Source organism: Vibrio sp. 10N.286.48.F5 (assembly GCF_041469785.1).
GTDB classification, from domain to species: domain Bacteria; phylum Pseudomonadota; class Gammaproteobacteria; order Enterobacterales; family Vibrionaceae; genus Vibrio; species Vibrio crassostreae_C.
In genome coordinates this window covers 72,700-84,171 of sequence record NZ_JBFRLG010000041.1, presented here as the reverse complement: position 1 = coordinate 84,171, position 11,472 = coordinate 72,700, and the positions used below count along the sequence as shown (strand labels likewise).

The following is an 11,472-nucleotide window of genomic DNA, read 5'->3' as shown; positions in this document are numbered from 1 at the left end:
TACTGTTTACCAACTGACCTGTATTTTGTAACATTAACCGATTATAAAGGCTAAGCACTGCTATATAAGGATGTATCTGTGGATAACGTAATCTCAAATTTAAAGAAAGAGTTCCATACTCATGTCCAGTCAGATAAATGGGCAGAGAGATACAGTGCTAAGTCGAGCATTTCTACGCTTACGCAAGAAGAGCTAACCGAATTAGAGAATGCTTGGGTGCAACTTGTCATCTGGAAGCAAACTCAAGTAAGTTGAGCGTTCTGTAAAAAAGTGTAGTTTTAGCCGCAACTGTTTAATTTATAACCCCATGTTGGTCATCCCAATGTGGGGTTTTTTCTTACTTGAAAAATAATTGTTATATTATAACAATTTGTACAAGGTCGACCTTGAAAAAAATTGTTAACAGCCTCATAGTGTCTATCATTAGATAGTTAGCTACAAAATATTGCCTAGACATATAATGTAGCGTCGTTAAATACATCGAATTTTCAAGTGAGTATAGCTATGGCGGAAGTGCGTGCCAGAATAGATTTCAAAGTAGGGGTAACAAGCAGTATAGATGCTGAACTTCTGTCTTTTCATGGATTGAAAACAGATAAAGAGCATGTTGCTGTGATATTTAAATCAGCAGACAAGACACAAGACATACCTCTTGTTCGTATGCACTCTGAGTGCCTGACTGGTGATGTTTTCCATTCTTCTCGCTGTGACTGTGGCGAGCAGTTAGACGAAACCATTAGAATTATGGGTGAGACGGGTGGGGTGATCCTTTATCTTCGCCAAGAAGGTCGTGGTATTGGCTTGTACAACAAAATCGATGCGTACCGTCTGCAAAGCGAAGGCATGAACACCTATGAAGCCAACAACCACCTAGGTTTTGGCGATGACCTACGCGATTTTACTGAAGCTGCTGAAATGCTACGCGCCTTAGGTACTACAAAAATCCGCTTAGTCACCAACAACCCTAAGAAGATCAATGAGCTAAAATCTTTTGGTATTGAGATTGAAGAAGTGGTGAATACCTCTGCTCATATCAAATCGGGTAATGAAAGCTACCTGAAGGCAAAAGTCTCACACGGTAAGCATAATCTGGATATCTGATTAGCCTCTTTGTTACGCTTAACATAAAAATGTTTAAAGACCTCACATATGTGAGGTTTTTTTGTATTTATCTTGCAATAAAATTGTAAGTTTGTATTATTTCAATCCGTAGTGCAAATGATAATGGTTTGCACTATTACTACGAGTAATAATTTAAAGCTCAACAAGGATGCTTCATGACCATTAAATCTTTAGTGACAAAAGCCGTAACTTCGTCACTCATTTTTGCCTCTGCTTCTTCTTTCGCAGCAGTAACTCAAGATCAAGTTGTAGAACATTACGCAGATATTGCGCATGCAGTGTTTGCAGATTCAGTAATTACAGCAAAAGCGTTGAACTCTTCTATTGATACCTTCTTAGCTTCTCCTTCTGCTGGCAACTTCGAACAAGTAAAACAAGCTTGGCTTGAGTCTCGCGTACCATACCAACAGTCAGAAGTTTTCCGCTTCGGCAACGCTGTTGTTGATGATTGGGAAGGCCAACTGAACGCATGGCCACTAGATGAAGGCCTGATTGATTATGTTTCGACTGATTACCAATATGAACTTGGTAACGAAGGCGCTAGCGCAAACATCGTGGCTAACAAGACTTTCCAAATTGGTCAGACTACCGTTGATGCAACCAACATCACCCCTGAGCTAATCGCAGACTTGAACGAGATCGGTGGTTCTGAAGCGAACGTAGCGTCTGGCTACCACGCAATTGAATTCCTACTTTGGGGCCAAGATTTAAACGGTACAAACAGCGGTGCAGGTGAGCGTGCTTACACTGATTTCGTTGTTGGCGCTGAGTGTACTAACGGCAACTGTGACCGTCGTGGCGCATACCTAAAAGCATCTGCTGAGCTACTTATCCAAGACCTAGAATGGATGGAAAAGCAGTGGGCTGAAGGCGAGAAAGGCAACTACCGTCAAGAACTGCTTTCTGAATCTAGCGAAAACGGCCTACGTAAAATGTTATTCGGCATGGGTTCACTGTCTCTTGGTGAGCTTGCTGGTGAGCGTATGAAGGTGGCTTTAGAAGCTAACTCTACTGAAGATGAGCACGACTGCTTCTCTGATAACACGCACAACTCTCACTACTACAACGAGCAAGGCATCTACAACGTTTACACGGGTCTATACAAGCGTGAAGACGGTACTCTGCTTTCCGGCCCAAGCCTGTTCGACCTAGTAGAGCAAAAAGATGAGCAAGCTGCGAAAGAGATTCAAAAGCAGTTTGACCTAGCACGTGCACAAGTAGGCGAATTAGTAACGTCTGCAGAGAAAAACAACCAGCACTTCGATCAGCTAATCGCTGCTGACAACGCTGCGGGTAATGCACTAGTAAACAAAACAATTGTTGCGCTAGTGTCTCAAACAGCGGCTATTGAGCGTGCTGCGGGTGTGATTGGCATTGATAGCCTAAACCCAGACACAGCGGATCACGAGTTCTAAGAACCCGAGCCGACACAAATGTAAGGGCTCTGATTGAGCCCTTAATTGTTTGATCCTCAAGAAAGCCACACCCACATAAAAACTAAAATCAAAAACACAGCAAGGCAATGTATGAAGTCGTATCTCTCAGCCTCACTATTAACCGCACTGTTTTTCTTAGCTCCATTACATGCCCATGAAACCTACTCAGGTGGCAAAACAACCGTGAAGAAAGAGGGAGCAAACGCTTTTTCTCTTCCTGCTGCCAACCTACCAATGAGCAAACGCTTAGATTTCAGTGTAGGTAACAGCTTCTTTAGAAACCCTTGGGTTCCTGCACCATCATCAACCGATGCACGTGATGGATTGGGCCCATTGTTCAACACCAACGGTTGTCAAAACTGTCACATCAAAGATGGTCGTGGCCACGCGCCAGAAAAAGGCGATGAGAACGCGGTATCCATGCTGGTTCGCTTGAGTATTCCTGCTGAAACACCAGAGCAGAGACAAGCCTTTATTCGCGATGGTGGCATTCCAGAACCGACTTACGGTGGACAGCTACAAGATTTCGCGCTTCAAGGTGTGAAACCAGAGGGTAAAGTGAACATCAGTTACACCGATGTTCCTGTTGAATTCAAAGACGGCACGGTTGTTACTCTACGTAAACCAACATTAAAAATCACTGAACTCGCGTTTGGTAAAATGCACCCTAAAACAGAATTTTCGGCTCGTGTTGCGCCACCAATGATCGGCCTAGGTCTGCTTGAGAGCATCCCACAAGAAACGATTCTTGGCTTCGCGAAGCAACAAGCTGCGGACAGCCAAGGCGTAACAGGCAAAGCCAATTATGTTCTTGATGTTCAAACTAACGAAATGGCGTTGGGTCGATTTGGTTGGAAAGCCGGACAGCCAAACCTAATGCAACAAAATGCTGCAGCATTTAACGGCGATTTGGGCTTAACAAGCAGTTTGTTCCCGAACGAAAACTGCACATCAGCTCAATCAACCTGTGATGATTTTCCAAATGGTGGTGAACCTGAAGTCAGCGATAATATCCTAGATTTTGTTGAGTTCTATTCGCAGCATTTGGCGGTCCCAATTCGTCGCAACGTTGATAAGCCTGCGGTTGTTCAAGGTAAAAAACTGTTTAAAGCTATTGGTTGCCAAAGTTGCCACCAAGCTGAAATTCGCACAGCAGAACGTGAAGGCTTACCTGCGTTGTCTAAACAGCTAATCAGCCCATATACCGATATGTTACTGCACGATATGGGAGAAGGCTTAGCCGACAATCGCCCAGAGTATCTAGCAAACGGTCAAGAGTGGCGCACCACGCCATTGTGGGGATTAGGCTATACCAAAGAAGTGAACGGTCATACGTTCTTACTTCATGACGGTCGCGCAAGAAACGTTATGGAAGCGGTACTTTGGCATGGTGGTGAAGCAGAAATGGCAAAACAAAAAGTATTAGCTTTGAGTAGCAGTGAACGCGAAGCACTACTAGCGTTTTTGGACTCATTATAGGCTGTCTTGAATTCAGTTAAGCCAACGGCTTAGTTACTTAAGAAAACCGCTAACAAAAGACTGACTACTGCTGAACTTGTAGGAATACGAGGCCAGCGGTCGTTTCATATTTATTGAACTCATATAATTAAAAGAAAAACTAGGAAGTAAGGTAACAGCATGGCACATAAATTTTTGTTAATGCCCTTGTCGGTATTAATCATGGCAGGCTGCCAGTCATCGGGTGAGCAAACGGCTTCATCTGAGGTTAACGGTGTCTCTTATCAAGCAGACACGACTGCTCATATCAGCCGTAGCGTGTATCAACAAGAGTTTGATTCAGCCGTGCTATTCGCTAAGCAAGCCGGTGAGCTGGAAGTCTTGATGCAGGGTTACTGTGAAACCAACAATATTGAGCTGGATGCGTTGGAAAATCAGTGGCAGCTCACCATGAACAGCTGGATGGCACTGCAAGGACAAGAAAGAGGCCCAACAGCGGCATTGGAACAGAGCTGGAATGTTCAGTTTTGGCCAGACAAAAAGAACACCACAGGTCTAAAAATGCGTCAACTGACTCAGCAAGATAAAGCTTGGTCACAAGATGAAATCGCACAGCAGAGTGTGACTGTTCAAGGGCTTGGCGCCTTGGAGTGGTCTCTGTACGACGAGCAATCTCCATTGCTTCAAGATAAAGCTTCAGGTTGTCTATCTTCACAAGCTATCGCACAAAACCTGGCGATGAAATCGGCCTCTATTGCTGAAGCTTGGCAGGTTAACCCGTGGTTAGCACTGGACGAGATGCGTTGGGAATCGGAGTACATCGCTTTGTTGACCAATCAACTTGATTACAGCATGAAAAAACTGAGTCGTCCGATGGCTAAAATTGGTCATCCACGCCCTTACTTCTCGGAATCATGGCGCGCTCAAACCTCAATGACTCAGCTGAAATCGAACGTAGCGGCGCTAGAGAAATTGTACTTAGCAGATGGTAATGGTCTTGATGGTTTATTGAGAGAAAAGGGCTTAAATGACCTTGCCGATCGTGTAGCTGCCCAGTTCACGCTAACCTTAGATACTTGGCCTACAGACTCTAGCTTGTTTACTCTATTACAGAGCAAAGAGGGCTACCGAGAGGTGCTGACTCAATACAACAAACTAGAACGTTTGAAGTACCTGATTCATGAAGAAGTAGCGATAGAGCTTGGCGTGGTAATAGGATTTAATGCTACCGATGGTGACTGATAATACGCGAAGATCGTTACTCAAGGCTGCACTGGGTTGTGCAGCTGTTCCATTGCTTCCGTTTGGGTGTGCGACTCGAAAGGATGGGGTGAGTGCGTCGAACGATCCCCAACTGATTGGCTGTGCGCTTAATGGTCGTGGTCAATATTCTGCAGTTGTGGCTGACGAATTTGGCATGCCACTGAGCCAACTTCCCATCCCCAATCGTGGCCATGGCGTCGCGATTTGCCCAACCTCATCGCATGCGGTGGTTTTTGCTCGTCGTCCTGGTGACTATTTTATGGTGTTTGACTATAAAAACGGTCAGCAGATCAAAATGGTCGTCAAAGGTAACAACCGCCACTTCTATGGTCATGGGGTTTACTCATTAGATGGCAAGTTACTGTATGCCACCGAAGGGAAAACGGACACCAGCCAAGGCGTGATTGGCGTTTACGATGTCGCGCAAGGCTATCGTAAGGTCGAAGAGTTCACTGGTTTCGGTATCGGCCCACATGAAGTGATCATCATGCCGGATGGTAATCTCGCGATCGGCGTTGGTGGCGTTCATACTGATGGTAGAACACCGAAAAACCTCGATTCGATGCTGCCGAGCTTGAGTTATGTTTCTCCTGAAGGTGTGTTACTTGATCAGGTTGAATTGTTGGATAAGAAGCTGAGCATTCGACATTTAGCCCATGATGGTGCTGAAACGGTACTTTGTGGCCAGCAATATCGTGGTGAACCAGATGAGTATCCTTCGCTATTGGCGATGCATACTAAAGGCGGCCAGTTTGAATCACTGAACGCAGAGCCTGAGCAATGGGCAAGGTTCAATCACTATATCGCCAGTATTGCGGCGTCAGACGATTGGATTATTGCGACTTCGCCAAGAGGCAATTGCTACGGTATTTGGTCGAAAGAGACCAAAGAATTAGTAGAACTGTCTGCATTATCTGACGCTTCTGGTGCTGTGCTGTTTGATGGTGAGTTTCGATTAAGCTCTGGGGCGGGCAGTGTGGTTAGCCAGCGCAAGCCTTATGAGAAATCAACTCAGCAATCATCGGTCCAGTGGGATAATCACTGGAGTGCAATTTGATTCATAAATCCCTTAAAAAATAACATGCTTACTCCCGTTTCTTTGCCATACTTATGGAATTGCTGGTGACGGAGTTAAGCATGTTAGCAAAATACTTCTGTGGATTATTGGTGTTAGTTTCCGTGCATGCATGGAGTTATGCGAGTTCTGACGAGAGCCGTTTCATTCCGGCGGAATCAGAACTCTCTTTCATGCTTATATATCCAGAGCTCACACAGAGTATCTATCAAGACACTTCTCTGCCTATCCTTTGGGATTCTCCTGAGCTGGTTAAAGCGTTTGAGTTCCAATTGTCGCTTCTTGAACAAGCGCAAATGGCACCACTCTTCGAGCGACAACTCAAGCAAATCCGTCACTATCAATCCCATGCTCAATGGCAAGAGTTGGACATATTACTTACCGATACTTTTATCTACTACCTGAGCTACGTTGAAAATGCGCCGCTTGCCGGTAAAGATTGGTACTTCTCGGGCAAGTTGCATTCCAAATTACCTGCGCCTTCTCCGCATATTCTGATGAGCTTAAAAAGCAGCGTTGCCAATGATTACTTATTGGAGATGGTGTTGTCTTACGCGCCGCCTGTTGGGGATTTTGACCAATTCAAAGCAACCTATTCGGTGTTAGAAACCGCCTCTGAACTCAATATTGAACGATATAGACAGAAAGGTTTGAAGCGCTTGGGTGACGAGCTTTCAGACAAGACGGTTCTTGTTGAGCGCATTGCTTTGGTTGGTGTTGATACCTCGATGATCGCGGTCGATTTTCCCAAGTTCGATCGAGATCTGCAAAAGGCGATTAAATCTTTCCAACGCATGCACGGTCTTACGGATGATGGGATCATCGGGCCAGACACGATCAAATGGATCAATATGGGCTTTGATGATCGACTTACTTCCCTAGCATTGAACGCCGAGCGTGCCCGCTTATGGCCAAGAAATAGAGACTCACTGATTGTGGTGAATGTACCTAGTTTTGATATGAAGTATTGGGAAGATGGGGAAGAGGTTTTTGAATCTAAAGTTGTGGTTGGGAGAAAATCGAGAAAAACACCACTCTTAGAGATAAAGCTTGATTCGGTTATCTTAAATCCGACTTGGAACGTGCCATGGAAAATCATGGTTAAAGATATCTTGCCTAAAGTAAAAGCCGACGAGAGTTATCTTGAAACACACAATTTTCAAGTGATCGATGGTTGGCGTTCGATGGAAACTGTCGATACTAACGAGATAGATTGGCAAACGATTAACTTTAACTCTTTTCCTTATCGAATGCGCCAGCAAGCAGGCTCTAGTAACGCATTGGGTTTGTATAAGTTCAATACGCCCAACAAGCGAGCCATCTATCTCCATGACACCCCAAGTAAAAGCTTGTTTTACGATGACTTCCGCGCCTATAGCTCTGGTTGTATTCGTGTTGAGCATGCCGAGGAACTCGCGGAGTTGTTATTTGCGACTAAGGTAAAGAAAGTGCCGAATCAGGATGATGAACTTGCGCCCAATACTAAGGTTCGTCTCAAGAAGCGAATTCCAGTGCATATCATTTATCAAACCGTGTTGTTTGAAGAAGGAGGCATACAATACCGCGGTGATATCTACCAATATGATAAAGAGGGCGGTTGATTGAAATATGGTCAAGAAAGGTGATCTTGACTGAAAAATGACAACCAAGCTTCTATTGATAAAATTATAATGAGTATCAATAACTAACCGTGCAAAGGTTACAAATACTAACGTTTTGCACGGTTTTTGTACGTTGACGCAGCAAATTCCATTATGTATCGTGCATTTTTCGTTCGATCTAATTGGTTTTTTTGCTGTATGTCTCAAAGTTTATTTTCACGCCGTCAGTTTCTGACTTACGCTGGTGGTACTGCTGTAGTCGCCTCTCTTACTCCTTCTATCGCTTTCGCTTCATACCCGGATCAACCAAGAACGATTAGAATGAACAATCTTCACACTGGTGAACGATTAGAGACTTGTTATTTCGATGGCACTAACTATGTTGGTGACGAGATGGCACGCCTTAGCAAACTGTGCCGTGACTTCCGCCGCAATGAGATTCATCCAATGGATAAGAACCTGTTTGATCAGATCACTCAGATTCAAAATGTACTGGGTATTCAAAAAGAAGTTCAAATCATCTCTGGCTACCGCTCTCCAGCAACCAACGAAGCGTTGCGCTCTAAGTCGAGTGGTGTCGCTAAAAAGAGCTATCACATGCTTGGTAAAGCGATCGATTTTCGTATCGATGGTGTTGATTTAAAGGAACTGAGAGACGTAGCTAAAAGTCTGCAAGCAGGTGGTGTTGGTTATTACGCTCGTAGTAACTTCATCCACATTGATACTGGTCCAGTTCGCAGCTGGTAGAACTAAGCTGAGTTATTGAGTGATACGGTAGGCACTTGTCAAAGTAGACATCCAATGTCATAGTTTGCCCAAATTTCAGTTTGTTCTAATAATTCGGTTTATTGCTGCTCAGTTTGTTGCTGTTTAGTTTGTTATTGTTGGGTTTGTTGCCAATAACATAGCGATATTCGAGTTGTTCACCAGATTCGCTCTTTAAGGTTTGTATATGTCTCTTAAGTATCAAGTTGTACCTGTTACCTCTTTTTCTCAGAACTGCTCGATTGTGTGGTGTGATGAAACCATGGAAGGCATCGTTGTCGATCCGGGCGGTGATGTTCAACAACTCGCGGCTATCATTGAAGAACTCGGTGTTAAGGTTGTGAACTTGGTACTGACGCACGGTCACTTAGATCATGTTGGCGGTACGGTACCACTTGCTGAGATCTTGAAGGTTGAAATTGTGGGCCCGCATAAGGCAGACAACTTCTGGCTACAAGGTCTAGAGAATCAAAGTCAGATGTTTGGTTTCCCACTGTGTAAAGCTTTTGAACCAAACACTTGGTTAGAAGAGGGCGACAAAGTCACTTTTGGTAATCAAGTAATTGATGTGATTCACACGCCGGGCCACACGCCAGGTCACGTTGTACTGTTCAGTGAGCAAGCTCGTTTAGCGTTTGTGGGTGATGTGTTGTTTAACGGCGCAATTGGCCGTACTGACTTCCCACAAGGTGACTTCAATACGCTTATCGCTTCAATCAAGACTAAGCTTTGGCCACTAGGCAGTGACGTAACATTCGTTCCGGGCCATGGTCCTGAATCGACATTCGGTCGCGAGCGTGCATCAAACCCGTTCGTCGCAGATGAAATGCCTCTGTACTAATTAAATCTTTGATTTTCAAACCGATTATTTGTGTCGATTGATTGAAAATGAAGCTTAGCTTTTGTCCTGAAAGCTAAGCTTTTTTATTGTGTGTGAACTTACTGGTAAACCTTAATCAGAAAGACGTTCAGCGGCAGCCAAGTAGCGTCGAGCCAGCCCCACAAACTCTTCTCCACTCATATTCAAATCATGGGTTGATATGAAAATGTCATAACCGTGGAAGCCCCTTTGATATTTCATTCTGTTGGCAAGCATCGCCTGCAATCCAGAATAGTTTTTAATCACCGCGTTTGGACTGTTTGTCTCATTCGGTGAATCAAGGTTGTCCTGTGATTGGTTATCGTTGAAATTTACGTTGTCGGTATTCTGCGACTCTTTGTATTGGCTTAGTTCGACACAGCCACTTTCAGTACAACGCGCATGGTAATGCGATGAGTCGAGAACCATATCCTCAAAGTTGGACTCTTTGCCTGCTTGTTTGGCTCCTAAGTACAAAAGTGCTCGTTGGCTGAGCAATAATTCACAAGTTATTTTAGGGCAAATCGAATCGAGGTAGGGCGAGTAATCTTTTACTTTAATTCCGACCCAGGGCAGAGGTTGATGCCAACCATCTTGTTCATAAGTGCAAAGACCAATTTTTTGGATGTTACTCCATTTTAAAACCCAACCCCCTTTGTAAAAGTGCTGCTGAAAATGAGTCGGGGTAAGTGTGAACATCACTCGGCTGCGCAGCATCAAATAGTAGCCAGTTCCCAGAAGCGTAATACTGCAAAAAGCACCCACGATCAGTAACTTTGGATTGTCACTGTAGAGCGAAACGATCAAGCAAATGAAGCCTAAAATAATGGCGAGGATACGGTACGAGCGAGTGAATGAAGGCAAAGAGAAATTACTAAGGTGACGAGTGTCCATAGGTAACACCAAGTTTTCATATTTTTGTCTGGATGGATAACCAGTGTATATGACCCTGAATTGATAAGTCGATGTTTAAATAATAGACGCTAGTAGACAATATCGGTATTTTTCGTCGACTTTCGACGCTTCACTCTACAAATAGCTCCTGTTTTTTGGTATAAATCGCGCTTCAAATTTTCACCACTGCGAAAAGAGCAGTGAACTGGAGAAATATTCAATGAGACTTGCTCATAAGCGTAAGGTGCAGGCTAAACTGCAGAAACGCACTAAAGCGGCTGTAGTTAAAGCAGTGGCAACGCCGAAAAAAGCGAAGCCTGTCGCAGAGAAAGTTGTAGCAGAAAAAACTGTAGCAGCAAAACCAGCGGTAGAGAAAGCAGTAGCAGCAACTAAAGAAGTTGCAGTAGCACTGACTCCTAAGCAACAACAAGTTCTAGACATCGTTGTTAGCAATGCTGAAGGCATTAACCCTAAAGGTATCGGCCTAGAAGCTGGTCAAGAAGACGCGAAAGCAGCTTCATGGGCAACAGGCGCATTGAAAAAACTTCTTGAAGAAAACCTAGTAGCGAAAGAGCAGCTAGCAGGTAACAAGGTTATCTACAAAGCTATCTAATCCTGTGGGATTACATTCGCTTCGTTAAGTTTTTAAGCCTCGATTTTCGAGGCTTTTTTGTATCTGGCACATTATGCCAAGTCCGAGCCCAAATCCAAGCCTAAACCTAGGCTCTATAATCTCAATTCCAATTCGATATACGGCTTAACTGATTAGTGTTGTCTCGTGTCAGAGCTTCGAATCAGCAAGCACTAAATTAGGGCGTTAGCTAGGTAGATCAAGAGAGCAAAGCCTTGATTTTTTCCCCTAAAATACAGCAATGAATAGAGCTTCATCACGAAATGGCAATCAATTGTTAAGAGTATTTAATTATTAATACTTAGGTATTTATCAATACGCATTGCCTTGGTGAATATCCAAACTCCTTTGAAATCGACACTATTCAA

General features: G+C 44.0%; 11 protein-coding genes. 10 read left to right on the top strand and 1 reads right to left on the bottom strand.

The features are described 5' to 3' along the window. Positions 1-78 precede the first annotated feature (78 nt). The 9 genes from AB4185_RS19640 (at position 79) to AB4185_RS19600 (ending at position 9,561) form a co-directional block, all read left to right on the top strand. Positions 79-255 carry a hypothetical protein gene (locus AB4185_RS19640; RefSeq protein ID WP_017060980.1) on the top strand — a complete coding sequence of 59 codons (177 nt, stop codon included), beginning with the start codon at positions 79-81 and terminating at the stop codon, positions 253-255. Positions 256-504: 249 nt separating this feature from the next. Continuing rightward, positions 505-1,101, top strand: a complete 597-nt coding sequence (gene ribA, locus AB4185_RS19635; protein ID WP_009848836.1) for a GTP cyclohydrolase II — start codon at positions 505-507, stop codon at positions 1,099-1,101. 176 nt (positions 1,102-1,277) lie between these two features. Further along, complete coding sequence (locus AB4185_RS19630; RefSeq protein ID WP_017063566.1) at positions 1,278-2,537, top strand: imelysin family protein; 1,260 nt, start codon at positions 1,278-1,280, stop codon at positions 2,535-2,537. 111 nt (positions 2,538-2,648) lie between these two features. Continuing rightward, positions 2,649-4,037: a di-heme oxidoredictase family protein gene (locus tag AB4185_RS19625; RefSeq protein WP_372135814.1), complete on the top strand. Its 1,389-nt coding sequence runs from the start codon at positions 2,649-2,651 to the stop codon at positions 4,035-4,037. Between the two features lie 159 nt (positions 4,038-4,196). Next, positions 4,197-5,258, top strand: a complete 1,062-nt coding sequence (locus tag AB4185_RS19620) for an imelysin family protein (protein WP_102332081.1) — start codon at positions 4,197-4,199, stop codon at positions 5,256-5,258. After that, complete coding sequence (locus AB4185_RS19615) at positions 5,248-6,336, top strand: DUF1513 domain-containing protein (protein WP_102332082.1); 1,089 nt, start codon at positions 5,248-5,250, stop codon at positions 6,334-6,336. The genes AB4185_RS19620 and AB4185_RS19615 overlap by 11 nt, the downstream gene beginning before the upstream one ends. Positions 6,337-6,416: 80 nt before the next feature. Next, positions 6,417-7,955, top strand: a complete 1,539-nt coding sequence (locus tag AB4185_RS19610; RefSeq protein WP_102332083.1) for a murein L,D-transpeptidase — start codon at positions 6,417-6,419, stop codon at positions 7,953-7,955. 198 nt (positions 7,956-8,153) lie between these two features. Next, complete coding sequence (locus AB4185_RS19605; RefSeq protein ID WP_017066830.1) at positions 8,154-8,702, top strand: YcbK family protein; 549 nt, start codon at positions 8,154-8,156, stop codon at positions 8,700-8,702. A gap of 205 nt (positions 8,703-8,907) precedes the next feature. After that, complete coding sequence (locus AB4185_RS19600) at positions 8,908-9,561, top strand: MBL fold metallo-hydrolase (RefSeq protein WP_017060954.1); 654 nt, start codon at positions 8,908-8,910, stop codon at positions 9,559-9,561. Positions 9,562-9,672: 111 nt separating this feature from the next. Here the strand turns inward: AB4185_RS19600 and AB4185_RS19595 are convergent, their stop codons facing one another. Continuing rightward, a complete protein-coding gene (locus AB4185_RS19595) occupies positions 9,673-10,473 on the bottom strand; it encodes a DUF2982 domain-containing protein (RefSeq protein ID WP_102332084.1) in 801 nt (266 codons plus the stop codon). A gap of 220 nt (positions 10,474-10,693) precedes the next feature. On the opposite strand from AB4185_RS19595, the gene AB4185_RS19590 reads away from it, so the two are divergent. Further along, complete coding sequence (locus tag AB4185_RS19590) at positions 10,694-11,086, top strand: hypothetical protein (protein WP_017060956.1); 393 nt, start codon at positions 10,694-10,696, stop codon at positions 11,084-11,086. Positions 11,087-11,472: the final 386 nt, after the last annotated feature.

Excerpts from the sequence above, each read along its gene's own strand:
- AB4185_RS19610 (WP_102332083.1), top strand. The coding sequence starts at position 6,417 with ATGTTAGCAAAATACTTCTGTGGATTATTGGTGTTAGTTTCCGTGCAT.
- AB4185_RS19615 (WP_102332082.1), top strand. The coding sequence starts at position 5,248 with ATGGTGACTGATAATACGCGAAGATCGTTACTCAAGGCTGCACTGGGT.
- AB4185_RS19630 (WP_017063566.1), top strand. The coding sequence starts at position 1,278 with ATGACCATTAAATCTTTAGTGACAAAAGCCGTAACTTCGTCACTCATT.
- AB4185_RS19625 (WP_372135814.1), top strand. The coding sequence starts at position 2,649 with ATGAAGTCGTATCTCTCAGCCTCACTATTAACCGCACTGTTTTTCTTA.
- ribA (WP_009848836.1), top strand. The coding sequence starts at position 505 with ATGGCGGAAGTGCGTGCCAGAATAGATTTCAAAGTAGGGGTAACAAGC.
- AB4185_RS19620 (WP_102332081.1), top strand. The coding sequence starts at position 4,197 with ATGGCACATAAATTTTTGTTAATGCCCTTGTCGGTATTAATCATGGCA.
- AB4185_RS19600 (WP_017060954.1), top strand. The coding sequence starts at position 8,908 with ATGTCTCTTAAGTATCAAGTTGTACCTGTTACCTCTTTTTCTCAGAAC.
- AB4185_RS19595 (WP_102332084.1), bottom strand. The coding sequence starts at position 10,473 with ATGGACACTCGTCACCTTAGTAATTTCTCTTTGCCTTCATTCACTCGC.
- AB4185_RS19590 (WP_017060956.1), top strand. The coding sequence starts at position 10,694 with ATGAGACTTGCTCATAAGCGTAAGGTGCAGGCTAAACTGCAGAAACGC.
- AB4185_RS19605 (WP_017066830.1), top strand. The coding sequence starts at position 8,154 with ATGTCTCAAAGTTTATTTTCACGCCGTCAGTTTCTGACTTACGCTGGT.